The organism is Sporosarcina saromensis (assembly GCF_033253735.1).
GTDB classification, from domain to species: domain Bacteria; phylum Bacillota; class Bacilli; order Bacillales_A; family Planococcaceae; genus Sporosarcina; species Sporosarcina saromensis.
Window position 1 is genome coordinate 153,365 of sequence record NZ_JAUBDI010000002.1, and the last position, 25,579, is coordinate 178,943.

Sequence of the window (25,579 nt, forward strand, 5' to 3'; positions counted from 1 at the left end):
TATGGTTAGGCTGTGAGGATATTGCAACTTAGAAAACAACTTACTGACTATTGGGAGGAACGGGCTGAGACGGTCCTCTCAAATTTCAATCATAAATATCCAGATGAAATCGATATAACTAATATTTGCTGGATGTACGGGATTAGAATACTTCCGCTAGACACGTCCTTCCTTGAATATTGTGGAGTCAAAATAGAAAGCATTGATGGACTCAAAGCGTATTCTGTTCCAAAAAATAAAGATCGTCAGGGCACTATCTTCCTTAAAGAACATCTACCTCACGTGGAAAGAAAGCTACTAGTCGCCGAAGAGTTCTGCCATCTGTATGCGCACCACACCTCTCAGCTGAACATAGACAAGTATGCAGTAGCCAAGATGGAGGAACAGGCGAAAAGAATGTCAGCCTATCTGCTAATGCCATCTCGTTTTCTAGGACAAGTTTACGAGATTGCAATGGATGAAGCAGTATTGATAAGTGATATCGCAGACTACTTTTTTGTAACTGAAGAATTTGCGCAATATCGGCTGGAATTAATTTTCAAACATAAGGTGGATGGATTTACAACATTACGTGGGAAATTGGGGACTTTGGAGTGGATGGATTGGTAGTAAACATATCCGAAATGCTATTCATGTTTTTATTATTAATTGCAGGGAGGTTGTCATGATGCCTAAAATAGGACACATGGTACTATGTGAAAACGTTTTAAAGAGTGATGAAGAAAATAAAACTGTAATAATGGCACCTTTCAGTAATCTGGACGTTCCTGAATTTCCTAGTAAAGTCTCTTTCATGGTATCTATAGGATTATTTAATTTACCACCTGAAACAACTTTAATGTGTGCATTTTTTCTTTACTCACCAAAAGGTGAGATGATGGAAAGCAATTTTTTTGATATCGCAACATCTAGCAATCAAAACTCCATACACCTAACACTTACAGTAAAATTGACTGATGTCAATTTCACTCTGGAGGGTCCTCATAATTTTAGATTTCAAATTGCTAATTTAAATGAAGAGAAAAGTACTTTCTTTTACGTCAAACAAAGTGTGCAAGGTGATGAACATGAGTAACTTATATGAAATAATAGATGGAACTGGTGTAAAAATGTCAGCCGAAAGAATTGACTTGCACAAAAGTGGTTATTTCAATAATAAAGATGTTATAATTGATGAAAATGGAACTGTAAATTCTTACTCTATACAAGAAATCCAATCAGCTAAAAGCGAATCGGCTGCTGGAAATTATGAGTCTTCTTCGAAAGAGGTGAGCAATTTGGAAATCACACCAAAAGAGTATATTGATGATCGTGTGACCGCTTTAGAAAAGTCAATGGACCATAAAATTGACGCTCAAGGAAAATTGCTATCTGAAAAAATAGACCATCTTCATACAAAATTTGAAGGCAGTTTAGAGACTAAATTCAATTCATTCAAGACCGAAATCCTTAAAGAGGATAAAGAGTCTAGACGATTCTTAATCACAACTATACTAACCTCTATCGGTATCGCTACAGCTACTATAATTGGAGTGTTAGGGTTTCTAATTAAATAAAGAACAGGACTTTGTCTGAAACTCACCTTCCTTTTGGTGAGTTTTCTTTCACTATAATATAGAACGTATATTCGTTTGGAGAGGGTGTTAATAATGAGAGTAGCCATTTATATTCGTGTCTCGACAAAAATGCAAGAAGACAAATATAGTTTGAAAGCTCAAACATACGAACTAACAAAATACGCTGAATCTATGGGCTGGGAAATAGTCGATACATTTAAGGATGTGGATAGTGGTACAAAATTAAAAAAAGACGGACTAGAAGCGATGCTTGATTTAGTAGAGGAAGGTTTAGTTGACGTCGTTTTATGCATTGAGCAGGATCGGTTATCCAGATTAGACACAGTTAAGTGGGAATATCTTAAAGGAATTCTTAGAGATAATAATGTGAAGATTGCCGAGCCAGGTAATATTGTTGATTTATCCAATATCGATGATGAGTTCATTTCTGACATTAAAAACCTCGTTGCTCAACGTTCCCGCAGAGATATGCTTAGAAAAATGGGTAGAGGTTTACGACAAAGGACAAGAGAAGGAAAAGTGTGGGGTCCGCAACCGGCTGAGTATAATTACGATCGTACAACGGGGATAATTACTATTAATCAAGAGCGAGCTTGGGTTATTCCGTTTATAGATGACCTATATTTGAATAAAAAATTCGGACCAAGCGCTATTGCAAATGAATTAAATAAGAGATGCAAAACGGTAAATGGTGTTGATTGGGCTGATTCTCAAGTGGTGGAGAAACTTAAACACAAATCATATCATGGTATATTTGAAATTGCATTTAAAAACGAGACCATTAGCGTCCCTAATGTATATCCCCTCCTGAGAAGCGAAGAAACTTATAATAGAATACAAGCTGAAATAGAAAGGAGATACAATTGGAAGCCCGCTTCCCCTCACTTCCTTCGTGGGATTGATATGAAATGCGCGAGTTGTGGCAAAGCGTTAATCATTCATAAAAACACTGTATACGGTCGTAAAGACAATCAGGAATACCCTATAGAAACTATCTTACATTCGCACCCTATAAACGAAAAATGCAAAACTAAACCACATATAAATGTTAAACGAGTGCAAAACCAATTACGTAATGCTGTTAAAGACATCCTCACCGACCCAACAAAAGCAAAACAATATATAGACTCAGGTTTTGATGAAAATGAAATATTAAAAGTCAGTGAAGATATAAAACAACTTGAAAAGCAGAAACAGAATCTGCAAGAAAAAATAGACCGATTGTTAGACCTCTATTTGGAAGGTACATGGCCAAAAGAAAAGCTTGATGGAAATCGAAAAAGATTTGACCAGCAACTGATAACAACTAATGAATTACTGTCAGAACGCAAACGAAAGTTAATGCTAATTCAAAACAAGCAAATAAACTATGATACGGTGCTTGAATTTTTGACAGTTGCTGAACGATTCGATGTTATGCTTGATGAGTCCGAGCAGCAAGAACTCATAGGAAGCTTATTTCCTACGGCGACATTAGATTCCAAAAAAAACAAACTCATATTACACGCCTACCTTCCTCAAGAAGTTACCGTGGATATAAAAATTGAAATAGAATCAATTAATGAAGTTAAAAAACGGGAAACACTAGAACGCGCTAAAGAACGTTATGAACGTGCTCAAAGATATTTGGATAGGAATAAAGGAATCACTTTAAAAGCTCTTGGAGAAGCTATAGGCTGCCAACCATATACATTGAGAGTGGATGAGGAAAGGTTTGGTCCATTTAAACACCTTGCTCCTCATTGGTCATGTCCAGAATTAAGAAAAGAGAGGATAAAGATAATAAGAAAAGAACTGTTAAAGGATCCTAATATAAGTTTGAGACAACTAGCAGAAAAGACAGGTATTTATCGAAAATTATTACGTGAACTAATTAAAGAAGAAGGCTTAAGGCGTTGATATACTTGATAGTATGACTACATGGTAAATCAGTCGTTTTGACATTGTTTTATTGCATGGTTCACTACACAATGTGCAGTCAAAGAATAGATGGTTGTCGTCTTCCCGCTTCCTGTAGGACCCGTCACTAAAATAAGCCCTTGTCTTTTTTGAATGGCTGTTAGCAGATGTTGTGCCCAAATCGGATCCATACATAACTCATCTAAACCGACAATATTATCGTGTTTCTGTAGTCGTATGACCACACTTTCTCTAAGGTTTACTGAGGGAATGGTAGACACGCGGAAAGAATAATTTTGTCCATGAATTTTTTTATGAAATGAGCCACTTTGAGGTTTTCGTTTATCACTTATATCGAGAGAGGAAAGGAATTTGTAAAAGGAGATCATCCGTGCTGCTAAATGCGGGGGATATGTGTCAAATTGGTGTAGTTTGGAATTTTTTTTGAAACATACATCATAGTGGTCTTGCATAGGAACAAGGTGGATGTCGGTTGCTTCATTATGAATGGCTTTTTCCAATAAGGTAAAGCACTTGTCCTCAATGAAGTTATCTTTCTTTTCCATTGAACACCCCTCTTTCTAAAGATGTTAGGCCGCATAACACCTTAAATCGAGTATACGGACAAACAATGAAAAAGTGAATAGTTTGACGTAAGTTCAATTTTTGGAGGCTAAAATGCAAGCAAATTCCGTTATTGATGACTGCTAATGTGTTGTGTTGATTATTCGCAATCCATTGTTTTGTCACAATGTCGATTTGATAAGAGTTTACTTTTGCCGTTCCTATCCATTATAATAAATGAGAGAAGTTTGTATTGTTTGATGGTAAGGAGGGACGCACTTATGGATAACATGTTCAAGCTATGTGGTTTTTGGACTGGTATTTTCGCTGTCATGTTTTTTGTCGGTGGGATGATACCAGCTTCCGTCATCTTCATCGCTAGCACTATTTTCTTCCTGTTACTTGGATTCTTGAATCTGACTGAGCGTATGTATATGTACATGTTCGGTGCTTACTTGATGATTTTCATGGTAGGATTCAGCTACTATGCAACATTCATTCACGTACCAGGTGCAGGACACTAATGCTCTAAGCAAAAAACAGCCCTCCGGCTGTTTTTTTAATTCTTTAAAATCCATTCAAAAAGGGATTTTGATCCTTTTCTTCCCCTGGAGTCGTCGGTAGTCCGTGACCGGGGTAAATGATCACTTCATCATCCAGTGATAATAGCTTTTCGTGGATAGAGTGAAGCAGTAATTGTGTATCTCCTCCCGGCAAATCCGTTCGACCGATACTTTGTTTAAAAAGCGTGTCTCCCACAACCGCAATTTGGGCATCATGAAAAATGAAAGAAACGCTTCCCGGGGAATGTCCTGGAGTGTGGCGCACCTCAAAACGAAATGGACCGATTTTCATTTCCCCTTCTTCCAAGAAATAATCTGCTTTTTCGTTACGAACAAGCGGCAAACCAGGGTATCTTGAAGAACCGTTCAAAGCAGGCTCCATTAGCCAATCCTTTTCCGCTTCATGAATGTACACCGGAATTTGGTAAGTGCGTCGAATGTCTTCTACAGCACCAATGTGATCGAAATGTGCATGAGTCAAAAGGATCGCCAAAGGTTTTCCTTGCAACTTTTCCAATTCAGTTCGTATTTTTTGCCCTTCCTCGCCAGGATCGACAATTAAGTATTCTCCTTTATCATTTCCTACAAAATAACAATTTGTTTGAATAGGTCCAAGTGGATAAGTCTTTATTTCCAACATCCTATAACACCTCCTATAAATGATAGTAATGAATTAATACGCCATTTTCAAACAATCGTCACTTATAAACCTCGACAAATTGTTTAGGAAACAGTACAATGGAAGAGGAATAATTGCTAATTCGGCATTCATTTTTTCTATGTTGAAAGGAGTGTCTTCCGCATGAACTTATTAATGGTGATTTTTGGGCTCGTTGCGATCCTATCTGTTATCGGTACAATCCAAGGATTCAAAGAGCGAAACGTACTTAGTATCGTGTTCAATGTTGCTTCTGCTGTCATATTTGGCGGCTTTACAATTGCAACAATCGTATTCCAAGGATATCCACCAGTGCTCGTACATTGATGAGCCAAGCATAAAAACATCCTCTGTCACATTTCTACAGAGGATGTTTTTATTTTGTAAACTCAATCCATCGGTAACGCTTGCTTGTCTCCATATCTACAAGCTCTTCTGACGTATGATCTATTAAACATTTATTTCCTGAAGGTGAACATTTCAACGGTGCATTATCGAGATCATGTAACTTCTTTTGTAACTGACCTTCAGTGATCAAATAAAGGCTATACTGTCCAGCCAAGTCATCTAGTTGGCCTTCTTTTTCGCTCCCCGTTAGCACGACTGTCGTTTCATTAATCCATTCAATTTCAGGAACAACCCACTCTGAATAATTGCTTACTGCGGGCATTTTCCATTCTGTAAAATCAGTTCGATTTGCCGACTGCAGTTTATACGTATAGAAGCCGTCAACCGGTGCTTCGACAAAAAGAATGGAGTCCTTAAATGTATCCATATAAACAATATGGTTTTCACTAAGCATTTCTCTCTCGCCAGTTTCTACATGAACCCTTTCCACACGCGCTCCATCCAGTGGATGATCGTTCAACTTGGCTGCAACAATATGTTTTTCACCAAACCACTTCGGAAAAGGATCCTCCACATTGACAATCTTTAAATCTTCAAGATGTCCGTCAAATGCAAATATATCAAAGGACCAATCTTCATGAAAAGCTGTAAAAAGGATTTTTTGAGGGTCTATCGAATTCCATTGTACTTCTAACTCTGTCGACGCAATTTCAATTTCATGGAGCACTCGACCATCCAACGACAGCATCTTTACAATTGCAGCATCATACTGATCACTCGTATGAATTAACAAATATTCCTGCGAAGGGTGAACCCAAACGTTAATGACAAATGCGTCATCTTCAAAGATAACTTTACGTTGTCCCGACTCAATATTGAAGCTCTTCACTTCGTATTTGCCTTCATTTTTTTCAACATACAAAATTTCGGTATCGGTAAGCCAATCAGCAATAAAATGAAAAACGGAAGGATCTGCTTGCAATCGCTGTTCTGCGACTTCATTAATAATTTCTTTATCCTGTTCAATTTTTTCGTCTTCGGTTAACTTTTCATCTAAGTTGTCGGTTGTCTTAGAACACCCAGCAAGTAGTACGCATAATAAAAAACAGATAGATGCATATTGTTTCACAGCGACCCTCCTCCGAATTCAATTTTTCATTGCTTAATTAGTATGTACCATCAAATCTACAACACGTGTGCAATTCATTACAAAAAAATAGCCTGCACGGGAAAAGAACCCGTGCAGAACTTCATCAATACAACCTATTATTGATCTTCCTCAGTAAATCTGAGTAAGTCGCCATTGATAATCAAGTCTGAATAGCCAAGTTCAGTTGTAGCACGTTCAATATAAGGCTCACACGCACCACTATCAGTTGGTTCTCCTGTCTTCTTATCATAACACACTTCATGTGCATAAATCGTATTTTCCGTCACAAATCTTCCATCTCTAAAAATAACGAATGGTTCATGATCTGGAGAGAAAATATCAGATCCCATTTGCATATCTTCTTTTGTATCAATGCCGAGTAAGTGCAAGACAGTTGGTTTAACATCCATTTGACCTGCTAGCTCATCTGACACTTCACCTTTTCCATAACCTGGAATATGAATGAATAGAGGAACTTTTTGCAGTTCAACATTATCAAATGGTGTAATTTCCTTCTCTAAATACATACCCATCGCTTTATTATGGTTTTCGGATATTCCATAGTGGTCTCCATACATGACAATGATTGAATTGTCATAAAGACCGCTCTCTTTCAGATTGTTAAAAAGGACTTTAATCGATTCGTCCATGTATCGGACAGTTTGGAAATATTGGTTCAAAGTACGTGAATTTGAATCATAAGCTGGAATCATCATATCTTCTTCATCCAATGTAAATGGGTGATGGTTTGTCAATGTAATCAAACGTGTTGAAAACGGTTGTGGCATTTCTTTCATCATCTCTACAGACTGCTCCACAAAAGGAATATCTTTCATACCCCAGTTGACAGCATCGCCTTCACCGATTTCATAACTCTCTACATCATAGAATTTGTCGATTTTAAGCGCCTGATACATAATATCACGATTCCAGAAGCTTCGGTTATTCGCATGCATCACACTTGTGAAATAGCCGTTATCACCTAGTTTTTCAGACATTGAATTGTACGTGTTACCACTGTTCGTAAAGAATACCGCGCCACCATTGCGTCCATACAAAGAGTTTTCAACAATGAACTCCGAATCAGAAGTTTTTCCTAGACCCGTTTGGTGATAAAAATTATTGAAGTAAAAAGTATCCGGATCCTTTGTCAACGAATTGAGGAAAGGGGTAATCTCGTGACCTTTCATATCATTGTTGATAACAAAACTTTGAAGTGATTCGAGTGAAACAAAAATGACATTCCGACCTTTTGCAGCACCAAACATTTCTGGATTCGGCTCAGCATAGTTCGCATTAATATAGTTCGCCACTTCCGTTAACTCACTGCCATCTGCCAACGCACGTTGTGCATGCGTCTTTGACTGGATGAACAAATCATAAATATGATAGTTGTACGTACCAATATTTTTTACAAGCAATTCCCGATCGAAACTTCTTGTTAGCAATTGCGGTCTTTGTGCTTCTGATAACCCCAAGTTGACCATTAAGATTGTCGCAGCTACGACAAAGTAAAGCTTACGTCCAATTTTACGCTGGCTTGTTGAAGTTTGTGCTTCATTCACGAATTTAATCGCCAATCCGACAATTACAACATCCGTAAAGAAGAAAATATCTGTAACATGCATATTTGCAAAGACAGACGATGATAAATCCCCAAAATTACTTGTTTGAAATAATACTGGCAACGTGATGAAATCACTGAAAAAACGATAGAACACAGCATTACTAAACATAATAATTGATGTAATCAAGCTGACTGAAAACAAGTAGATATTCCGTCTTTTTGTCGTCTTAATAAACAATGTAGCACCATAAACAAACAACAAAAAGCTAAGTGGGTTCATGAACAATATAAATTCTTGCATCACATTATCGATTTTCAAGCTGAAACTAGTCTTATAACCAATATAAGTTGTTAGCCAAGTTGCAATGATGGCAATCACAAGTATGGCATGTTTTGGCCAATTTATTTTTTTCATTTTTGTTCTCTTCCTTTCGTAAATCAATCAAAACAGCTTACCATTCTATTTATCGTTCTTTTGCAAAAGAGTATTGCCGCGCCTTTTTTTGACCAGCATGAATGAACCGTTTTTGAGTTCCCTGTCCATGTTGGACGCGTCATTTACTGACATGCCATCAGCGGGAAATCCCTATCCAGTCTATTATGTTAATGCAAGGACTGTTTGTACGTATGACAAATCTGTTTTCCAGCATCTCGTCTTGCACTACATATAATAGACGGATTTGGGACAAGAAAGTTTCATTTTTTAATATGAGAATTTCTGTAAATCCTACGATAAACCTATCAAGAATTAATTTTACCCAGCTCATTCCGTAAGATAAGAATCGCTTGTAAGTAGTCTTCTTTCATCAGTAGGCCACTTTCATGCAACTCTTTCACTTCCGCCATCATAAGCTCTATATCTGTCTTCTTATCACCTGTATAAATGTGAATGCCAAACCGTTTTAGCAGTTGCAATACAGTCAAGTAGTTAGTCATTCTCTTCACGCACCGCTTCACAATCTATAATTGCTGTTTCGGTAATAATTTTTCCCACAGGTTGATCATATGTTTCAATCGGTATTTTTTCGACTACTTGCAAATCAAAAGCTAATGAAAGCGTGTTACCTTGAAAAGCACATAGATAACGATCGTAATACCCGCCACCATAGCCGATACGATAACCATCCTTTGCAAATACGACCCCCGGAACAACTTGCAAGTCAATTTCGTCCGGTCTAACCGATACCGATCGATCAATAATTGGTTCCTGTAAATTCATATATACAACTTCAAGGTCATCGTACGAGTTGATGATTCTGAAGTCCATCTCTTTTGTGGATGGATTGCATCGAGGTACAGCAACTCGTTTTCCCAATGCCCACGCATGTTCAATAATCGTTCTTGTATCAATTTCAGGATACCTGGAAATCGTAATACCGACTGTTGAAGCCGCCTTAAAAACTTCTGTCAAACACAGTTGTTCAAAAATTTTTCTTGATTGATCGGCATGCGCCAATCTATCTATATCATTCATAACTTCTAGTATTTGTGTACGCGTAAATTGTTTCCCCATTTAGTATTCCCCCATTTTGAAATAAAAAACCAAAACCGGTAAAGGTTTTGGCATGAGCGATTATTTTGTTTCACGGTGCAAAGTTTGTTTCTTTTCACGTGAGCAATATTTTTTCATTTCAAGACGTTCCGGATTGTTACGCTTGTTTTTCTTTGTAATATAATTACGCTCTCCACAATCTGTGCAAGCAAGTGTAATATTTACGCGCATTGTTGTCCCTCCCACTCATTGGCAATTAGATAAATTAAATATGAGCATGATTTATACGACTTATTTATTGTATCATAACATACGTGTATGTAAAGAAGAAAGTTTCAAATTACATTCAGATGCTCCTTATGATACTATGGGAAAAAGCAATCTATTTTCGGAGGCGTATTGAAGTGAATGTTACAGAAATTTTACTAATCATCGGAATCATATGTATTATCGTTTCCTTCTTCTTTAAAAATTCACGTAAACAAGCAGATGAATTAGAAGATATCTCAATTAGTCTACATCAAGAAACAAATCAATTGAAAAAAAGACTGCGAGCAGTTGAAGAGGAATTGCTCATTGACGTCAATCCTATCAGCCCTTCAAAACAACTCAAAACAAAGCCAATACACGAAATTATCGTTAACCAGATCCTTTCCCTTCATGCACAAGGCTATTCTATAACCGATATTGCGAAACGCTCTTCGTTAACCAATGAAGAAGTTATGCATGTACTGCAGACACGAGGTGTATCATCACGATGAAAGACGTATTCAGAAGTATTGGCATCGGTTGTATCCTCGCTGCGGGTATCCTTTATTTTACACAGGATGCATCTACACAAGCGGACGATTCATCTAACACAGACAATTTAAAAGCAGTTACGGCTGAATTGGAACGGGTAAAAAAAGAGTTAGCGATTGCTCAAACCAACTCTATGGCAGATCAACAGCAAAGCAAAGCATCTACAAACAAGAAGGACGATTCGAAGCCAAATGTTTCAGTGCAACAAATTACGAAAACAATTTTAACGATCGAACAAGGCTCTACTTCTACGAGTGTCGCAAACAAACTTGTGCGTGCTGGCATTATTGAAAACAAGAACGAGTTGGAACATTATTTGAGTCAAAACAAATTATCCGGTCGGATACAAATCGGGGAGTACGAAGTCGATTCATCGATGGACATCCCACAAATTGCAAAGTTAATAACAAATTAGTCTCCTTGCGAGCTGCTAAAAAGGCTGTACAGAAGTCAGTAACAACTGAACTTCTGTGACAGCCTTTTATTACGATCATAAATTGATCGAACAGCTTCCTATTGATCAATTCAAACCAAATAAATTATTCGTCAGTCCCCTCATCCTCCACAACACGCTCAATTTGCGGCGTTGTCGTTTCAATCGGGTTTTCCTTCATACGCTTCTCTTTCAACTCAAAATACGTATCGACCGAACTTCTAACGAACAATTTCATTGCATCACTGGCGTAACGATAATCATCACGTTGGGTGGATCCGTAAGGAATAACAACCGCATAGGCAATTTCAGGATTATCTGCAGGAGCAAAACCTACATGTGTTAAATTGACAGAAGGCGTCCCATATTTGCTACGGTCATCTCCGTAATAAAACGATTGGGCTGTTCCGGTCTTACCTGCTGCCTTGTACGATGCGCCGTCAAAAATACCACGTCCCGTACCATTCGGGCCATAATAGACGTATTCCATCCCTTTTTTGACTTGCTCGATCTCTTCAGCTGTATTGTTAATGCGATTTAATACATTTGCTTCCGTTTCTTGTAACAGTAAACCCAATGTTTCTCCATCTTGTGAAGGTTCACGGATTTCTTTCAGTACTTTTGGAGCGATTCGATAACCACCATTTGCAATAGTAGAGACATATTGTGCAAGTTGCAGCGGTGTATACGTATCAAATTGACCGATTGCGAAATCCAACAGCTTCCCTGATTCAGTCACAGTTTCCCGACCGGTTTGCCCTGGATGCTCCCCAGGCAAATCAATTCCGGTCTTTACGCCCAGACCGAATGAAGCATATGAGTTCCTTAATTTATCGAAACCTTCCATGTCAATCGGTAACGGCATATGCGGTCGATAGACTGCGTTTCCTAAAGACATCGCAATACGGAACATATACACGTTTGAAGACCGACCAATGGCCACAACATCATTCAGTTGAACACGTCCGTTCTGATTGAATAGCGAACGTTTTGTCGACCCTCTTAAATAAATCGGCTCATCGATTTTTGTCTCATTAATTGAGAGAACACCCTCACTATACCCCGTTAATACAGTTGCCAACTTTATAGTAGAACCTACTTCGTAAGCAGACGTGAATGTACCATAGGCATAATCGCGTACTTCCCATTTGCCGGTGTCTTCATCCTTCACTAGTCGTTTCCCAACCAATGACAGGACTTCACCGTTATTCGGATCCATCATTACTACAAATGCTCGATCCAACAAACCAGCCTTCGGGTCTTTTTTCATCTCAAGAAGTTTAGATGACACTACATCCTCTACTGACTCTTGCAACTCACTGTCCATCGACAACACAAGGTCCTTACCTGGTTCCCCTTCGCGTACAGTTTTCGTTTCAATGACAGTACCCGTTCGATCCTTCACGTTTTTCACGATTTTTTTCTCGCCATTTAGCAGTTCTTCATAATACTGTTCAAAATAACTTCTACCTACCCGGTCATTCCTGGAATAATCCCTTGCCAAATAGTAATCCAAATGGGACCTCGGTATGCCTTCGATCGGGCTTGTTGTTGTACCAAGAATTGTACTATCGGAGAATTTCACACGTTCCCAGTCAGTTGTCGTATTCACACCTTTAAACTCATCAAGTCGTTCTGAGACGGCTGCAAACTCTTCTGGTGTCACATTCCCGCTCTTAATGATTTGCGGTGAATACGCGTAACCTGACATCATTTCTCGATAGATCGCCAGTACTTCCAATTCATGATCCGTAAAAGAATTCAACTCTTCGTCTGTAATTCGTTCGCGTGTAAGGCGATTAATCTCTCGTTGGATTTCTTTTTTCGATACACCGTCTTCACTAATTTGCTCAATCTCTTTACGACTTACTTTCGCCTCCGCTTCTTCACTGTGCAATAAAATCCAGAAATCCCGCTTATCACCGAGTGTGACCCGTTTCGTATCTTGCTCAATTAATTGTGATAGCTTTTCAGCGATTTGGTACATTTCCTTTGCTGTTGTGGAGGAGGTTTTTGTATATGTAATGGCATTCATCGGATGATTATCCACTAAGACTTTACCTGTACGGTCATAAATTCTTCCTCTAGGTACACTCGTGTTCACTGATATTTCTTCTTTTTGTTCTAAGCCTCTTCTATAGTCATCCCCTTTGACAATTTGTAAATAGCCAAGTCGGAAAATGAGCAATGAAAATAGGACGAATATCGAAAAGAACAATAGATTCATCCTGAAAGCAATATGTTTACGTTGTCGGATTTTTGCTTGATCCGTTTTGCGTATCGACTTCTTCATTGGTAATCCCCTTACATAATAAGTTCATTATGAATTATAGCATTCAAAATATAAAAAAGCATACATCCTGACGAAAAGGATGTATGCTTGGTTGCCGATTAACAATTATTTTTGATAGTTTTTCGCGACTTCATCCCAGTTTACAACGTTCCAGAACGCTGAAACATAATCAGGACGACGGTTTTGATAGTTTAGGTAGTATGCATGCTCCCAAACATCCAATCCAAGAATTGGCGTTTTTCCTTCCATTAACGGAGAATCTTGGTTTGGTGTTGACATGATTTCAAGTTCTCCATTGTTGGAAACAAGCCATGCCCATCCTGAACCGAAGCGCGTTGCAGCAGCTTTTGCAAATTCTTCTTTAAATGCATCAAAACTACCGAATTTCTTGTCAATTGCTTCTGCAAGTTCACCAGTTGGCGCACCGCCACCATTTGGAGATAGAATTTTCCAGAAGAATGAGTGGTTTGCATGACCGCCACCATTGTTACGGACAGCTGTACGAATGTTTTCAGGCACTGCATCCATATTCGAAATGAGTTCTTCAACAGATTTAGATGCTAAATCTGCATGTCCTTCCAATGCATTGTTCACATTCGTTACATACGTATTGTGGTGTTTCGTGTGGTGAATGTTCATTGTTTCTTTGTCGATATGAGGCTCTAATGCATCATATGCGTATGGTAGCTCAGGTAATTGGTAAGCCATTTGTCCATTCCTCCTCGATAGATTGGTTTTTATCCTACAATGTTAACGATAGCAAAATTTCTAAAGCCATTCAATTCAAATGAATTATATGGCAACAAAGAAGATAAAAATCCCTATCATTAGGAGCATAATCGCACCTTTCGTGACAAAAGATGTTAAAAAGCCAACCAATGAGCCAATCCCTGTTAGGAGTGATTGTTTCAGTCCAGACCTCGAAACAATCAGTTCAGCAAGTACAGCACCGATAAAAGGACCAATTAGGATTCCAGCAACCGGTATGACAAATGGACCGACGAGCAAACCAATCGTGCTTCCCCACATCCCTGCCTTCGACCCACCGAACTTTTTAACACCGACAAGATTCGCAAGTGTGTCTGCGCCAAAAAGTAAGATGACAAATAGAATTTGAATCACCCAAAACAACCAAGTAAGTTCTTCAAACGATACAATCCATCCGTATAATAGAAATCCAGCGATGATGAAAATTACGGATGGAATGATCGGATAGACTAATCCCGCAAAAGCAACGATAAACATAACGATCGTAACAATCCAGCCGATCACTTCCATTGTCGTTTACACTCGCTTTCCTAAAATTGCTTCCGCAATGTTAACGGCATGGTCTCCGATACGCTCCAAATTGGAAACGATATCGACAAATACAATACCTGCCTGCGCAGAACAATTTCCACCATTCAAACGCACAATATGATTTTTTCTAAATTTGCGTTCCATCTTATCGATCAAGTCTTCTTGTTCAGCAACGGTCTTCGCAAGCTCAACATCATTCATATCGAGTGAACGAATCGCTTTGTCCACAGTTTCAATTGTCAATGTAAACATCTCTGTTAAATCTTCTAATGCATCCGGCGTCAATTTAACACGGTTCACTTCACGGAAATCAATCAGTTCAATAATATTTTCAAAATGATCACCAATTCGTTCAATGTCACGTACCGTATCCATGAGCATAACGTGGCGTGCTGATTCAATTGGTGAAATATTCACAGCTGAAATATCAACGAGATAATCCGTTATTTTTCGATCTAAATTGTTAATGGCATCTTCTATTTGATAAGCCGTTTCTGCATGTCTTTTATTGCTTGTCTTTAAATATTCAAATGTCTCTTGCATTCCTTGGACCGCAAAATCACCCATTCGGATAATCTCTTCTTTCGCTTGTCCAATCGCAACAGAAGGTGATTGGTTGATGAAGTTCGGATCTAGATGCTTCGGTTTGTATTCGATCGTTACATCTTTACCTGGAATAATTTTTGTTACAAATAAAGCCCACACTCCAATTAATGGAAATTGGATTAATGTGTTAATGACGTTGAATGTTCCATGTGCAAATGCAATTTGCATTTTACTTTCCAAGTTTAATACGCCTGAAATCCATTCGATATACAATGTGAACGGATGAAGTAGCAACAGGAAAATAATCGCGCCGACAACGTTGAATAGTACGTGTGTAGCAGCTGCTCTTCTTGCAGCTACGGATGCTCCGATAGCAGCTAAAATTGCAGTTATCGTTGTCCCGATATTATCTCCGAACAAAATTGGAAGTGCAGCCTTCATATCGACAAGGTTTTCTGCGTATAAGCCTTGTAAAATACCAACAGTAGCGCTTGAACTTTGGACAATTAAAGTAAACACTGTCCCTGCAACAACTCCGAGTATAGAATGCTCACTCATTGCAAGTGTAAAGTCTGTGAACACTTCAAGTGAACGAAGTGGTTTCATCCCTGCACTCATCAGTTCGAGACCGAGGAATAGTCCACCGAATCCAAAAATGACTTCCCCCAAGTTTTTAATGCTGTTCTTTTTAATGAAGAAGATGAGAAATGCACCAACTGCCATGATTGGCAATGCATATGCGCCTACATCCAACCCAATGATAAATGCAGTTACAGTCGTACCGATATTGGCACCCATGATGACACCAATCGCTTGTCGTAATGTCATGAAACCAGCACTTACAAGACCTACAGTAATTACGGTCGTTCCAGAACTAGACTGGATTAAGATTGTTACAATGATCCCCACAAGTACGCCCATGAACGGATTCGTTGTAAAGCGATCCAAAATAGATCGTAATCTGTCTCCAGCAGCCTTTTGTAGACCGTCTCCCATATATTTTATGGCGAATAGGAAAATCCCAAGACCTCCTACAAATTGAAACAGCATTTCTTGCCAATTCACTTCCATCAAACTGTCAACCTCCATCATGCTTAATAATACGCACCCTTATTATGTTGATATTATTAACGAATTGTAAATAGTCGTGCGCAAATCTTTACATTCCCTTAACATTCGACTCAGAAATTGTCATCATTCTGTCGAATCTGCCAGCCAACAAACGCGTTGCTGAAGATGGTAAACTGATAGTAAACAGAAGGAGGTAGCACCATTGTGACATTTCGACATTTGTTCCTTGCAGGCGTGTCTGCACCAAAGAAATTAGCAGCTTTCCGACTGCTTCCGATTGGCCGTGTAATTCGGTATATTTTTTATTTCATTTTTACGATGACGCTGATCTCTTTTATCCGATACTTGCTCGGAGATGGTGGTCTATTTGAAGCATCGCCTGAATTGGAAGCATACAGTGAAACGATCGGTAGTTTGCTTTATCCAATTGCGATTGTGTTTCAGTTCGTCATCGCGACTTTTTATGTATTTGTCAGAATTAGTCTGTTCGCCGCATTCGGCATGTTGCTTGGGATGTTGTTTCGCAGGAGAGTGGAATATCGTTTCATATGGCGAACGACTGCCGTAGCCATTACCCTTCCCCTTTTACTGACAATGATTCTTGATTTCTTTCCAATGACCGAAACTTTTAGTGCATGGCTTACGTCCATCATTCATATAAGTTATATCGCCTTTGCACTCAAGTATTATCCAAAAACAGTAAAATGAATACTTCCCTCTTTGACGCATATAGTGTAAAAGGAGGGATGTTCATGCGTACATTTGGCATTGCTGTCGTGTTGTTTATTATTTTTCACATTATACGTGTTGATTTGTTTGATGGGACAATCACTCTCGCTTCCTTTTTTGGCGATGAAGTACCGTGTCAAGAAACAACCGTAGACTATATTCCCGTCAAGACAATTGAAGGTGATACAATTGAGACCCTCTTTGCCATGTACCCAGATGGCGACGTATCCTTTGTTGAAAGGTTATCAATTTTCTATTCCCTTAATCCGCATTTACAAAACCAAGATCTTGTAGGTGGTTTATCCATTAAGCTCCCACTTACAGAAACACACCTTACAAATTGCAAATAATGGGCATTGAGCGGTCTCTCTTGTCTTTTCAACACATTGATTGGTAAAATAGATTCTAGTATTATCGTTTTTTTAAGGAGAGAATGTTGATGAATGAAATGATACACAGATCGAAGACCCGTCCAGTCCGTGTTGGTAATTTGACAATCGGTGGCAGTGACGAGCTTTTTATTCAAAGTATGGCGACGACAAAAACACATGATGTCGACGCAACGGTTGAAGAAATCTTACGCCTCGAAGAAGCAGGTTGCCAAGTTGTTCGTGTCGCTTGTCCTGACGAGCGTGCTGCATACTCAATCGGAGCAATTAAAGCGCGCATTAACATCCCTCTTGTAGTGGATATCCATTTTGACTACAAATTAGCGTTAATTGCAATTGAACAAGGTGCTGATAAAATCCGCATTAATCCCGGCAACATCGGCCGAAAAGAAAAAGTGGAAGCGGTCGTTCAAGCTGCAAAAGAAAAAGGAATCCCAATACGTATTGGTGTAAATGCAGGATCCCTTGAGAAACATATTTTGAAGAAATACGGCTATCCAACAGCGGACGGTATGGTGGAAAGTGCTTTGCATCACATTAAGATACTAGAAGATCTTGATTTCCACGATATTATCGTATCTTTGAAAGCTTCTGACGTGAATTTGGCAGTCGAAGCCTATAAAAAAGCGGCGGCTGCTTTTGATTATCCGCTCCACTTAGGCATCACTGAGTCAGGAACGTTATTTGCTGGATCAATTAAAAGTGCTGCCGGGCTCGGAACATTATTATCTGCAGGTATTGGGAACACACTCCGCGTATCATTAAGTGCGGATCCAGTCCAAGAAGTTAAAGTTGCCCGTGAGTTGTTAAAAGTATTCGGTCTCTCTTCCAACGCAGCAACACTTATTTCATGTCCAACGTGCGGTCGAATTGAAATCGATTTAATTTCCATTGCAAATGAAGTTGAAGAGTACATTTCAACGATTAAAGCACCACTTAAAGTAGCGGTACTCGGTTGCGCAGTTAATGGACCAGGAGAAGCACGAGAAGCGGATATCGGCATTGCAGGCGCACGTGGGGAAGGTTTACTTTTCATGAAAGGGAAAACTGTTCGGAAAGTGCCTGAAGAAACAATGGTTGAAGAACTGAAGATGGAAATCGATAAGCTAGCAGAGGAATACTTTGAAAAGAAACGACAAGAAGAGCTACTTCTACAAAGCGGAGCAACTGAATGAGGAAATTTCGTTTCGGCATTGATATTGACGGAACTGTTACTTGCCCGACTTCCCTGTTACCGCATATCAATGAGCAATTCGGCTGTAATCTTGTGTTAGACGATATCATTGAATATGATTTAACAAAAGCTTTTCCTATCACAGAAGAAGAATTCTATACGTGGTACAAGCAAGCGGAATCTACCATCTATGCGACATCACCTGCTCAGGAGTATGCAAAGATGATATTAACCGACTGGCAACAGCATTACGAGTTGTATTATATATCTGCTCGCGGTGAAAATGTCATCGACTGCACTCATAACTGGTTTGAACAGCAAGCGATTCCTTTCGATCACATCGAACTCATTGGCAGTCATCACAAAGTCGAGACGGCGAAAAAGTTCAACGTGGATGCATTCTTCGAAGATAAGCACGATAATGCCGTAGATATCCACGAGGCACTATCGATTCCGGTGTTGCTTTTCGATACACCTTATAACCGTCAACCGATTCCTGAAGGTGTCATTCGAGTACACAGCTGGCAAGAAGCAGATGAATGGATTAAAAAGCACTTTCCAACCGAACAACTTATGAACAAATAAAAAAGTAGAGAGCGGCGTAATTGTCCGTTCTCTACTTTTTATTGTTCACATACTATGCTTCTATACATAATGGGCATTTTCCGTAAATCTCGAATTTATGCCCTTCAACTGCATAACCAGGTAGATTGACAGAGATCTCTTCCATCGGACAATGTGGAATACTTCTCGTTTTGCCACAATCCGTACAAATGAAGTGATGATGATGGACACCGTGATCGCATTGCATACGAAAGTGCCGCTCGCCGTTCAATTCCGTCTCCTCCAAAATGCCAAGTTCCGCAAAAGTCGTCAAGTTTCGATAAATCGTGTCATAACTAATTCCAGGATTATTGATTACCATAAAATTCCGAACTTCCATCGCTGTCAAATAGCGATCTTTATCCGCAAAAAATTCTAAGATCGTTTCCCGATTTTTCGTTCGTTTAAATTGGTTTGCTTGTAAAATTCTCCATGCCTCATCAAGTGTCATACAAATTCCCCTCTCACTTTCCGAGTTGGCTTCTTCCCTTTGAATTTATTCCAACCCAGCACTAGTAATAATAGCACAATGGAGGTGACTACAATCGTTCCTCCTGGTGCAATGTCCAGATGATAGGCTGCAAAAAGGCCGATTAAAACAGATAACTCTCCAATCACGATGGAATACAACATAGCCCCTTTGAAACTTTTCGCTAATTGAATCGCTGCGGCAACTGGCAATGTCATTAGTGAAGAAACAAGTAAAATCCCGACTATTCTCATTGAAGCGCCAATGACAAGCGCCACAATTATCATAAACACCGTTTGAATCACTTTTCCATTCACGCCCGAGACACGCGCATACTCCTTATCAAAAGATAATGCAAACAATTCTTTGTAAAAGATTGAAATAAAAGCGATTACGACAACTGCAATAATTAGAACGATCCCTAAATCTTGTCGACTCACTGCCGAAACGGAGCCAAATAAATAACCGACTAAATCAGAGCCGAACCCTTTAGCCAGTGAAATAAAGATTGCGCCGAACCCAATGCCTGCTGAAAGGATAATCGGAATTGCAAGTTCTTCAAAGTTTTTATAAGCCCCTCTTAACCTTTCGATTAACAAAGAGCCTCCTACCGCTGTAGCCATTCCTAAATAAATTGGATTCAATGGAGCAAAGAACAGCACCGTCTGACTTAAATAAAGGCTACCTGCAATACCCGCCAGCGCAACATGACTTAATGCATCCGCAATGAGCGCAAGTCTTCTGACGACGATGAACAAGCCTAAAAGTGGTGCAATCACCCCAATAATTAGCCCAGACAAGAAAGCATTTTGCAAAAACTCATAGGATAATATAGCTGAAAGCATCGTCAAGCCTCCTTCTTCGACGAATGAACACGACGAACTGGATGCCCATACCAATTAGAAATTTCTCGGTTATCCATCTGTTGATAAGCCGCTTGAGGACCATGAAAATGAATTGTTCGATTGAGGCATGCAACATGGGAAGCAAGCTCTGTCACTAAGTCAATTTCATGTGTCACGAGTAGGATTGCAATACCGTGTTCACGGTTTAAGTCATTGAGCATAGAATAGAACGAAGCAACATTTTTTTGATCGATACCAACAGTTGGTTCATCCATAATGAGTAATTCAGGATTGCCGACTAATGCACGTGCGATGAAAACTCGCTGCTGCTGCCCACCGGACAATTCGCCGATATTTGATGCAGCGTAGGCATCCATCTTAACAATTTTCAAGGCTTCCAATGCCTGCTTTTCGTCTGCCTTCGTGAAGTTTTTAAACAAACCGACTTTACGCGTAAGGCCGCTCTTGACGACTTCAAGTACTGTCGCTGGAAAACCAGCATTAAAAGAATTGGATTTTTGGGAGACATAGCCAATCTTTTCACGCTGTCTAAAAGAAGCGGCATCTTCCCCATACAGTGTTACACGCCCTTGATCCGGCTGTAATAACCCTAAAATGATTTTGATTAAGGTAGATTTTCCCGAACCATTTGGACCGATGAGCGCCCAAAACTCCCCTTCGTTCACTTTCAAGGAAATAGAATCGAGAACTGTAGATTGTTCATAGGTAAAACTAATATTTGAGCATTCAATAATTGTGTTGGTCATGCGATAACCCTCTCTATCTTACTCCTCATTTAACGCAATTCGCTCGAATCACGTAACAGCTTGCTAGTAAACAGGAACGATTACTATTACTTGTAAAAGTATAAACGAAGTTTCTTATGTATACAAATATTTGAGAAGGAATGATGGATGTTGGACTATTTGCAATTTGTAAATGAAATTAAAATTAAAAGTGATGCAGAGGCAAAACAGTTAGCAGATCGATATGGTATTGATTTATCGATCAGAGAAATACAAGCTTTACGGCCATTGCTAGACGAAATTTCTTTTCATTGGTTGTTTACTGGCGTTCCGGAGAGCTTCATCTCAAAAGTGAAGGCTGCTGTCGGAGATAAAAAAGGCGAGGAATTGTTCAGGCAATATTTAGACAGGATCTGAACTACTAGTCGAATGTAAATTGGATTGACACCTCACGGAACGTGTGAGGTGTCAATCCATAAACATTAAACGAGTAGAAGTTCCCGTAATTCCGGTTGGAAATTTTTCGCTTTGAGCATAGCGATTTCCTGTTCATATGGAGCACGTTTGTTTTTTGCATCCGTACCGACAAATGGTGTTTCCAGGATCTTCGGTATGTGCTTGAAATCTGGATGATGGACAATATACGATAACGGTTCAAAACCGATATACCCATGTCCAATATTTTCATGGCGGTCTTTCATGGCACCACGTTCATTTTTACTGTCGTTGACATGGATGACCGATATACGATCTTTACCAACTATCTCATCAAATTGTGCAAGTACACCTTCGAAGTCATTGACAATATCGTAGCCTGCATCATGGACGTGGCACGTGTCAAAACAGACAGACAAGCGTTCGTTATGCGTTACACCATCGATAATTTTTGCAATCTCATCAAAGCTTCTACCACACTCACTACCCTTACCTGCCATCGTCTCCAAAGCAATTCGAACGTTCGCATCTTCTGACAGCACTTCATTTAACCCTTCGATAATTTTAGCAATACCTGCATCAGCACCCGCTCCGACATGTGCACCTGGGTGAAGGACGATTTGATCTGCGCCAAGTGCAGCTGTTCGTCTAATTTCTTCTTGTAAGAAATCCACACCCAATCGGAAAGTTTCGGGTTTTGTCGTATTGCCGATATTGATAATGTAAGGAGCATGCACGACGATATTGGCCATGCCATTTTCCTGCATATGACGCAAGCCTGCATCAATATTCAGTTCTTCAATTGGTTTTCTTCTTGTATTTTGCGGAGCACCCGTATAAATCATAAATGTGGATGCCCCATAACCGAGTGCCTCTTCACTTGAACCAAGCAACATCTTTTTGCCACTCATTGAAACATGTGATCCTAACAGTAGCGGTTGATCATTTCCCATTTTTCCGTTTCAATCTCCTTTCCCTCTTCTTAAATTTCTCCATCTCTTTTGTCATTTTCTTTTTATAGCCCGGCTTTACTTTGTCAGGTTTACGTACATAAGATGCAGCTTTACGGTCCAAATCGTCTGTTTCTTTGACACGCTTTTTACGAGCATTGCGTTCTTTCACTTCAAACCACTCACCGTTTTTGACATCTTCATGCACAAACGGTATGCCGAGTTTTTCAATTTGAACGATTTTATCATCCTCAGATGGCTCATATAGTGTGATGGCATTTCCTTCCAACCCTGCACGTGCAGTACGCCCTACGCGGTGAATAAAAAATTCCAAGTCATCGGGTAATTCGTAGTTAATGACATGACTGACGCCCGGGATATCGATTCCACGCGCAGCAAGGTCAGTCGCTACAATAAATTGATAGTCGAGATCACGGACTTGTTTCATCATTCGCGTCCGTTCCCGAGGTGATAAATCACCGTGAATTCTGCCTGCCTTAATGCCTTGATCGGCCAAATAATCGGCAAGTTGATCAGCGTTTTGTTTTGTGTTCGTAAATATAATCGCCAAATAGGGATTAATCGACTGAACAATATGCAACAGTTTCTTTTTTCGATCCATACTTCTCACGGGAACGAGTGAGTAGTGCATTCCTTCTGTTAAAGGTTTTTTATCGCCTATTTGTACATGCACAGGGCTTTCCATATATTTTGAGAGGAAAGGTTTTAGTTTTTCTGGAATCGTCGCAGAAAACACATACATTTCTAAATCAGTCGGCATTTTCGAAGCAAATTGATCGATATCTTCGATGAATCCCATGTCAAAAGCGAGGTCTGCTTCATCGATGACAAGAATGGAAGCCGTATGAATCGCTAATGCTTTATTTTCAGCCATATCACGGATACGTCCTGGTGTACCGACAATAATATGCGGATTTGACTTTAACTTATCCATTGCACGTTGCTTATCCGTGCCACCAATCAAAAGCGAACTTTTAATAGCAGTGTTAGCAATCATCTTATTCAATTCCTCAAATAACTGCATTGCCAGTTCTCTTGTAGGTGCAGTGATAACCGCCTGTAATTCATCCTTCTGTTCATCCAGCCGTTCTACGATTGGTATGAGGAAACTGTGAGATTTTCCTGTTCCGGTATGGGCTTGTCCAATTGCATTCGTGCCTTTTAGGATCAATGGAATCATTTCTTTTTGTATCGGTGTAGGGGATGTGAAACCTAATTGTTCAATTGCTTCACGTAAAAACGGTTTAAATTGATAATCTGTAAATTTAGACATTGTATGCCTCCTAACGTTTTCTTATTGTATCATGATTCCGTTCCGTCGTATGCGATTTTGGCATAGTATATATTGTGAAAGATCACAATGACGAATAGAAAGGGGTTACCTATGAGATACGAATCTTTTTATCCATTTGCTTCAAATCAGTCTCCTCCCGTTGCGATGAGGCAAACCATTCCGTACGGACCACAGCCTATCCAAAATTACGACATGCCGCAAAGACAATTCTATGGGGCTCCAACTGGAAACCAGTTTGGCCCGCCTTCACAAAATGCCGGTCAAAAGAATACAAACAAAATGGAAATGTACATGCAAACGGCCAATCAGTTCTTAAACACTGCCCAACAATTCGCACCACTCGTCCAACAAATGGCGCCAATGGTTCAAAACTTGCCGGCTATGTGGCGATTGTACAAAGGCTTCCAGTCATTACCGAACGCAGGCGCTACACCAGCTAGTGGGACGCCAAGCAGTGCATCAGCGGCAGGATCTGCATTAAGTAATCTGGCAGGCGGTTCGGGCCCTCGCATTTTTCAGCCACCTAATTAATAACTTTGAATCAGTTCCTCAACTCCGCTATAATGGAGACAGATCCCTGTTGAGGAGTGTGGAATAAATGAAAGTAATGAAGATTTCCCCGCGCGGCTATTGTTACGGGGTTGTCGATGCAATGGTCATTGCAAGAAATGCGGCACTCGACAAAACGTTGCCGAGACCTATTTATATACTAGGCATGATTGTTCATAATAAACATGTAACAGACGCTTTTGAAGAAGATGGAATCATTACACTTGATGGTCCAAACCGATTAGAAATACTTGAACAAGTGGAGACAGGTACTGTTATTTTCACGGCACATGGCGTCTCACCTGAAGTCCGTGAACTCGCGCGGCGAAAAGGACTCGTTTCTATCGATGCGACGTGCCCTGACGTAACGGTTACACATGATCTGATTAGAGAAAAAACCGCAGAAGGTTATCATATCATTTATATCGGAAAAAAACACCATCCTGAACCTGAAGGCGCGATTGGTGTTGCACCACACGCAGTCCATCTCATTGAGACGATGGAAGACGTTGAGCAACTAAATCTCCACAATGAGAAACTCCTCGTTACGAATCAAACAACGATGAGTCAATGGGATGTTGAGCACATTATGGATGCGTTAAAAGAGAAATTCCCACACATTGAAGTGCACAAAGAGATATGTCTCGCCACGCAAGTTCGACAAGAAGCCGTTGCTGAACAAGCAGGAGCATCTGATCTTCTCATCGTAGTTGGCGATCCGAAGAGTAATAACTCGAACCGGTTAACACAAGTTTCTGTTGAAATTGCGAATACACCATCCTATCGAATTTCGGATGTCTCCGAGATTGATATTGCCTGGTTAGAAGGAGTAGAAACTGTTTCTGTCACAGCTGGGGCTTCTACACCGACACTCATCGTGCGTGAAGTGATTAATTTCCTTGAACAATTTAACCCGGCAGATCCAGCGACACATATTCCAGAAAGAAAATTCACTTTGAATCGGATTTTACCAAAAATCAAAAATCCTGAACCTGTCAAACGAATTGAACCTTATGTATCAACCGAATGATACAGAAGAGCTGTCCCTACGGTGAAATACCGACGGGACAGCTCGTTTTTATGATTACGTAACAACGTCATGTCAATCCATATC

Annotated in this window: 31 protein-coding genes; 15 read left to right on the top strand and 16 right to left on the bottom strand. The window is 39.7% G+C overall.

Annotated features, from left to right (window positions below):
* The first annotated feature begins 21 nt into the window (after positions 1–21).
* The 4 genes from QT711_RS03555 (at position 22) to QT711_RS03570 (ending at position 3,476) form a co-directional block, all read left to right on the top strand.
* Positions 22–609, top strand: coding sequence for an ImmA/IrrE family metallo-endopeptidase (locus QT711_RS03555; RefSeq protein ID WP_317942138.1), 588 nt, complete (start codon positions 22–24; stop codon positions 607–609).
* Positions 610–667: 58 nt separating this feature from the next.
* The gene (locus QT711_RS03560; protein WP_317942139.1) at positions 668–1,075 is read left to right on the top strand and encodes a DUF6941 family protein; all 408 of its coding nucleotides are present in this window, start codon (positions 668–670) and stop codon (positions 1,073–1,075) included.
* Positions 1,068–1,556, top strand: coding sequence for a hypothetical protein (locus QT711_RS03565; RefSeq protein ID WP_317942140.1), 489 nt, complete (start codon positions 1,068–1,070; stop codon positions 1,554–1,556). Before QT711_RS03560 ends, QT711_RS03565 begins: the two co-directional genes overlap by 8 nt.
* A 93-nt stretch (positions 1,557–1,649) precedes the next feature.
* A complete protein-coding gene (locus tag QT711_RS03570; protein WP_317942141.1) occupies positions 1,650–3,476 on the top strand; it encodes a recombinase family protein in 1,827 nt (608 codons plus the stop codon).
* A gap of 29 nt (positions 3,477–3,505) precedes the next feature.
* On the opposite strand, the gene QT711_RS03575 is transcribed toward QT711_RS03570, so the two are convergent.
* Positions 3,506–4,042: an ATPase, T2SS/T4P/T4SS family gene (locus QT711_RS03575; protein ID WP_317942142.1), complete on the bottom strand. Its 537-nt coding sequence runs from the start codon at positions 4,040–4,042 to the stop codon at positions 3,506–3,508.
* Positions 4,043–4,321: 279 nt separating this feature from the next.
* Between QT711_RS03575 and QT711_RS03580 the strand changes: the two genes are divergently transcribed.
* Positions 4,322–4,564, top strand: coding sequence for a DUF2626 family protein (locus QT711_RS03580; protein ID WP_317942143.1), 243 nt, complete (start codon positions 4,322–4,324; stop codon positions 4,562–4,564).
* Between the two features lie 43 nt (positions 4,565–4,607).
* On the opposite strand, the gene QT711_RS03585 is transcribed toward QT711_RS03580, so the two are convergent.
* Positions 4,608–5,243 (bottom strand): MBL fold metallo-hydrolase, encoded by a 636-nt coding sequence (locus QT711_RS03585; RefSeq protein ID WP_317942144.1) that lies wholly within the window; start codon positions 5,241–5,243, stop codon positions 4,608–4,610.
* Between the two features lie 162 nt (positions 5,244–5,405).
* Here QT711_RS03585 and QT711_RS03590 point away from each other — a divergent pair, with 162 nt between their 5' ends.
* The gene (locus QT711_RS03590; protein ID WP_317942145.1) at positions 5,406–5,588 is read left to right on the top strand and encodes a DUF2759 domain-containing protein; all 183 of its coding nucleotides are present in this window, start codon (positions 5,406–5,408) and stop codon (positions 5,586–5,588) included.
* Positions 5,589–5,637: 49 nt separating this feature from the next.
* Here the strand turns inward: QT711_RS03590 and QT711_RS03595 are convergent, their stop codons facing one another.
* The 5 genes from QT711_RS03595 to rpmG all read right to left on the bottom strand — a co-directional run bounded on the left by QT711_RS03595 (position 5,638) and on the right by rpmG (position 10,049).
* Positions 5,638–6,738 (bottom strand): YqgU-like beta propeller domain-containing protein, encoded by a 1,101-nt coding sequence (locus tag QT711_RS03595; RefSeq protein ID WP_317942146.1) that lies wholly within the window; start codon positions 6,736–6,738, stop codon positions 5,638–5,640.
* Between the two features lie 137 nt (positions 6,739–6,875).
* Positions 6,876–8,741: an LTA synthase family protein gene (locus tag QT711_RS03600; protein ID WP_317942147.1), complete on the bottom strand. Its 1,866-nt coding sequence runs from the start codon at positions 8,739–8,741 to the stop codon at positions 6,876–6,878.
* A 326-nt stretch (positions 8,742–9,067) separates the two neighbouring features.
* The gene (locus tag QT711_RS03605; RefSeq protein WP_317942148.1) at positions 9,068–9,262 is read right to left on the bottom strand and encodes a YqgQ family protein; all 195 of its coding nucleotides are present in this window, start codon (positions 9,260–9,262) and stop codon (positions 9,068–9,070) included.
* Positions 9,255–9,839: a 5-formyltetrahydrofolate cyclo-ligase gene (locus tag QT711_RS03610; RefSeq protein ID WP_317942149.1), complete on the bottom strand. Its 585-nt coding sequence runs from the start codon at positions 9,837–9,839 to the stop codon at positions 9,255–9,257. Before QT711_RS03610 ends, QT711_RS03605 begins: the two co-directional genes overlap by 8 nt.
* 60 nt (positions 9,840–9,899) lie before the next feature.
* Positions 9,900–10,049, bottom strand: coding sequence for a 50S ribosomal protein L33 (rpmG, locus tag QT711_RS03615; RefSeq protein ID WP_317942150.1), 150 nt, complete (start codon positions 10,047–10,049; stop codon positions 9,900–9,902).
* A 128-nt stretch (positions 10,050–10,177) separates the two neighbouring features.
* On the opposite strand from rpmG, the gene QT711_RS03620 reads away from it, so the two are divergent.
* Entirely contained in the window at positions 10,178–10,579 is a 402-nt protein-coding gene (locus QT711_RS03620) for a hypothetical protein (protein ID WP_317942151.1), read from the top strand.
* Positions 10,576–11,034 carry a hypothetical protein gene (locus tag QT711_RS03625; RefSeq protein ID WP_317942152.1) on the top strand — a complete coding sequence of 153 codons (459 nt, stop codon included), beginning with the start codon at positions 10,576–10,578 and terminating at the stop codon, positions 11,032–11,034. The genes QT711_RS03620 and QT711_RS03625 overlap by 4 nt, the downstream gene beginning before the upstream one ends.
* A gap of 124 nt (positions 11,035–11,158) precedes the next feature.
* On the opposite strand, the gene QT711_RS03630 is transcribed toward QT711_RS03625, so the two are convergent.
* The 4 genes from QT711_RS03630 to QT711_RS03645 all read right to left on the bottom strand — a co-directional run bounded on the left by QT711_RS03630 (position 11,159) and on the right by QT711_RS03645 (position 16,261).
* On the bottom strand, positions 11,159–13,345 hold the full coding sequence (locus tag QT711_RS03630; protein ID WP_317942153.1) for a peptidoglycan D,D-transpeptidase FtsI family protein: 2,187 nt from the start codon (positions 13,343–13,345) through the stop codon (positions 11,159–11,161).
* Positions 13,346–13,450: 105 nt separating this feature from the next.
* A complete protein-coding gene (sodA, locus tag QT711_RS03635) occupies positions 13,451–14,053 on the bottom strand; it encodes a superoxide dismutase SodA (RefSeq protein WP_317942154.1) in 603 nt (200 codons plus the stop codon).
* 84 nt (positions 14,054–14,137) lie between these two features.
* Positions 14,138–14,623: a DUF456 domain-containing protein gene (locus tag QT711_RS03640; protein ID WP_317942155.1), complete on the bottom strand. Its 486-nt coding sequence runs from the start codon at positions 14,621–14,623 to the stop codon at positions 14,138–14,140.
* A 6-nt stretch (positions 14,624–14,629) separates the two neighbouring features.
* On the bottom strand, positions 14,630–16,261 hold the full coding sequence (locus tag QT711_RS03645; protein ID WP_317942326.1) for a Na/Pi cotransporter family protein: 1,632 nt from the start codon (positions 16,259–16,261) through the stop codon (positions 14,630–14,632).
* A gap of 204 nt (positions 16,262–16,465) precedes the next feature.
* Here QT711_RS03645 and QT711_RS03650 point away from each other — a divergent pair, with 204 nt between their 5' ends.
* The 4 genes from QT711_RS03650 to QT711_RS03665 all read left to right on the top strand — a co-directional run bounded on the left by QT711_RS03650 (position 16,466) and on the right by QT711_RS03665 (position 19,138).
* A complete protein-coding gene (locus tag QT711_RS03650) occupies positions 16,466–16,969 on the top strand; it encodes a DUF1189 family protein (RefSeq protein WP_317942156.1) in 504 nt (167 codons plus the stop codon).
* Positions 16,970–17,013: 44 nt separating this feature from the next.
* Positions 17,014–17,340, top strand: coding sequence for a hypothetical protein (locus QT711_RS03655; RefSeq protein WP_317942157.1), 327 nt, complete (start codon positions 17,014–17,016; stop codon positions 17,338–17,340).
* 89 nt (positions 17,341–17,429) lie between these two features.
* Complete coding sequence (ispG, locus tag QT711_RS03660) at positions 17,430–18,554, top strand: flavodoxin-dependent (E)-4-hydroxy-3-methylbut-2-enyl-diphosphate synthase (RefSeq protein WP_317942158.1); 1,125 nt, start codon at positions 17,430–17,432, stop codon at positions 18,552–18,554.
* On the top strand, positions 18,551–19,138 hold the full coding sequence (locus QT711_RS03665) for a 5' nucleotidase, NT5C type (RefSeq protein WP_317942159.1): 588 nt from the start codon (positions 18,551–18,553) through the stop codon (positions 19,136–19,138). The genes ispG and QT711_RS03665 overlap by 4 nt, the downstream gene beginning before the upstream one ends.
* Before the next feature lie 52 nt (positions 19,139–19,190).
* On the opposite strand, the gene QT711_RS03670 is transcribed toward QT711_RS03665, so the two are convergent.
* Genes QT711_RS03670 through QT711_RS03680 form a run of 3 tightly spaced genes read right to left on the bottom strand, consistent with a single transcriptional unit; the run spans position 19,191 to position 21,237 of the window.
* A complete protein-coding gene (locus QT711_RS03670; RefSeq protein WP_317942160.1) occupies positions 19,191–19,607 on the bottom strand; it encodes a Fur family transcriptional regulator in 417 nt (138 codons plus the stop codon).
* Positions 19,604–20,470, bottom strand: coding sequence for a metal ABC transporter permease (locus tag QT711_RS03675; RefSeq protein WP_317942161.1), 867 nt, complete (start codon positions 20,468–20,470; stop codon positions 19,604–19,606). Before QT711_RS03675 ends, QT711_RS03670 begins: the two co-directional genes overlap by 4 nt.
* A 2-nt stretch (positions 20,471–20,472) precedes the next feature.
* Positions 20,473–21,237 (bottom strand): metal ABC transporter ATP-binding protein, encoded by a 765-nt coding sequence (locus QT711_RS03680; protein WP_317942162.1) that lies wholly within the window; start codon positions 21,235–21,237, stop codon positions 20,473–20,475.
* Between the two features lie 147 nt (positions 21,238–21,384).
* On the opposite strand from QT711_RS03680, the gene QT711_RS03685 reads away from it, so the two are divergent.
* A complete protein-coding gene (locus QT711_RS03685; protein WP_317942163.1) occupies positions 21,385–21,633 on the top strand; it encodes a hypothetical protein in 249 nt (82 codons plus the stop codon).
* Positions 21,634–21,698: 65 nt separating this feature from the next.
* On the opposite strand, the gene QT711_RS03690 is transcribed toward QT711_RS03685, so the two are convergent.
* Together QT711_RS03690 and QT711_RS03695 are read right to left on the bottom strand one after the other, a co-directional pair.
* Positions 21,699–22,604: a deoxyribonuclease IV gene (locus QT711_RS03690; protein WP_317942164.1), complete on the bottom strand. Its 906-nt coding sequence runs from the start codon at positions 22,602–22,604 to the stop codon at positions 21,699–21,701.
* Positions 22,594–23,895, bottom strand: a complete 1,302-nt coding sequence (locus QT711_RS03695) for a DEAD/DEAH box helicase (protein WP_317942165.1) — start codon at positions 23,893–23,895, stop codon at positions 22,594–22,596. Before QT711_RS03695 ends, QT711_RS03690 begins: the two co-directional genes overlap by 11 nt.
* 111 nt (positions 23,896–24,006) lie before the next feature.
* Between QT711_RS03695 and vrrA the strand changes: the two genes are divergently transcribed.
* Both vrrA and QT711_RS03705 read left to right on the top strand, forming a co-directional pair.
* Entirely contained in the window at positions 24,007–24,447 is a 441-nt protein-coding gene (gene vrrA / locus QT711_RS03700) for a VrrA/YqfQ family protein (RefSeq protein ID WP_317942166.1), read from the top strand.
* A gap of 67 nt (positions 24,448–24,514) precedes the next feature.
* Positions 24,515–25,495, top strand: coding sequence for a 4-hydroxy-3-methylbut-2-enyl diphosphate reductase (locus QT711_RS03705; RefSeq protein WP_317942167.1), 981 nt, complete (start codon positions 24,515–24,517; stop codon positions 25,493–25,495).
* Positions 25,496–25,579: the final 84 nt, after the last annotated feature.

Excerpts from the sequence above, each read along its gene's own strand:
- QT711_RS03560 (WP_317942139.1), top strand. The coding sequence starts at position 668 with ATGCCTAAAATAGGACACATGGTACTATGTGAAAACGTTTTAAAGAGT.
- QT711_RS03565 (WP_317942140.1), top strand. The coding sequence starts at position 1,068 with ATGAGTAACTTATATGAAATAATAGATGGAACTGGTGTAAAAATGTCA.
- QT711_RS03570 (WP_317942141.1), top strand. The coding sequence starts at position 1,650 with ATGAGAGTAGCCATTTATATTCGTGTCTCGACAAAAATGCAAGAAGAC.
- QT711_RS03575 (WP_317942142.1), bottom strand. The coding sequence starts at position 4,042 with ATGGAAAAGAAAGATAACTTCATTGAGGACAAGTGCTTTACCTTATTG.
- QT711_RS03580 (WP_317942143.1), top strand. The coding sequence starts at position 4,322 with ATGGATAACATGTTCAAGCTATGTGGTTTTTGGACTGGTATTTTCGCT.
- QT711_RS03585 (WP_317942144.1), bottom strand. The coding sequence starts at position 5,243 with ATGTTGGAAATAAAGACTTATCCACTTGGACCTATTCAAACAAATTGT.
- QT711_RS03590 (WP_317942145.1), top strand. The coding sequence starts at position 5,406 with ATGAACTTATTAATGGTGATTTTTGGGCTCGTTGCGATCCTATCTGTT.
- QT711_RS03600 (WP_317942147.1), bottom strand. The coding sequence starts at position 8,741 with ATGAAAAAAATAAATTGGCCAAAACATGCCATACTTGTGATTGCCATC.
- QT711_RS03605 (WP_317942148.1), bottom strand. The coding sequence starts at position 9,262 with ATGACTAACTACTTGACTGTATTGCAACTGCTAAAACGGTTTGGCATT.
- QT711_RS03610 (WP_317942149.1), bottom strand. The coding sequence starts at position 9,839 with ATGGGGAAACAATTTACGCGTACACAAATACTAGAAGTTATGAATGAT.
- rpmG (WP_317942150.1), bottom strand. The coding sequence starts at position 10,049 with ATGCGCGTAAATATTACACTTGCTTGCACAGATTGTGGAGAGCGTAAT.
- QT711_RS03620 (WP_317942151.1), top strand. The coding sequence starts at position 10,178 with ATGATACTATGGGAAAAAGCAATCTATTTTCGGAGGCGTATTGAAGTG.
- QT711_RS03625 (WP_317942152.1), top strand. The coding sequence starts at position 10,576 with ATGAAAGACGTATTCAGAAGTATTGGCATCGGTTGTATCCTCGCTGCG.
- QT711_RS03630 (WP_317942153.1), bottom strand. The coding sequence starts at position 13,345 with ATGAAGAAGTCGATACGCAAAACGGATCAAGCAAAAATCCGACAACGT.
- sodA (WP_317942154.1), bottom strand. The coding sequence starts at position 14,053 with ATGGCTTACCAATTACCTGAGCTACCATACGCATATGATGCATTAGAG.
- QT711_RS03640 (WP_317942155.1), bottom strand. The coding sequence starts at position 14,623 with ATGGAAGTGATCGGCTGGATTGTTACGATCGTTATGTTTATCGTTGCT.
- QT711_RS03645 (WP_317942326.1), bottom strand. The coding sequence starts at position 16,261 with ATGGAAGTGAATTGGCAAGAAATGCTGTTTCAATTTGTAGGAGGTCTT.
- QT711_RS03655 (WP_317942157.1), top strand. The coding sequence starts at position 17,014 with ATGCGTACATTTGGCATTGCTGTCGTGTTGTTTATTATTTTTCACATT.
- ispG (WP_317942158.1), top strand. The coding sequence starts at position 17,430 with ATGAATGAAATGATACACAGATCGAAGACCCGTCCAGTCCGTGTTGGT.
- QT711_RS03665 (WP_317942159.1), top strand. The coding sequence starts at position 18,551 with ATGAGGAAATTTCGTTTCGGCATTGATATTGACGGAACTGTTACTTGC.
- QT711_RS03670 (WP_317942160.1), bottom strand. The coding sequence starts at position 19,607 with ATGACACTTGATGAGGCATGGAGAATTTTACAAGCAAACCAATTTAAA.
- QT711_RS03675 (WP_317942161.1), bottom strand. The coding sequence starts at position 20,470 with ATGCTTTCAGCTATATTATCCTATGAGTTTTTGCAAAATGCTTTCTTG.
- QT711_RS03680 (WP_317942162.1), bottom strand. The coding sequence starts at position 21,237 with ATGACCAACACAATTATTGAATGCTCAAATATTAGTTTTACCTATGAA.
- QT711_RS03685 (WP_317942163.1), top strand. The coding sequence starts at position 21,385 with ATGTTGGACTATTTGCAATTTGTAAATGAAATTAAAATTAAAAGTGAT.
- QT711_RS03690 (WP_317942164.1), bottom strand. The coding sequence starts at position 22,604 with ATGGGAAATGATCAACCGCTACTGTTAGGATCACATGTTTCAATGAGT.
- QT711_RS03695 (WP_317942165.1), bottom strand. The coding sequence starts at position 23,895 with ATGTCTAAATTTACAGATTATCAATTTAAACCGTTTTTACGTGAAGCA.
- vrrA (WP_317942166.1), top strand. The coding sequence starts at position 24,007 with ATGAGATACGAATCTTTTTATCCATTTGCTTCAAATCAGTCTCCTCCC.
- QT711_RS03705 (WP_317942167.1), top strand. The coding sequence starts at position 24,515 with ATGAAAGTAATGAAGATTTCCCCGCGCGGCTATTGTTACGGGGTTGTC.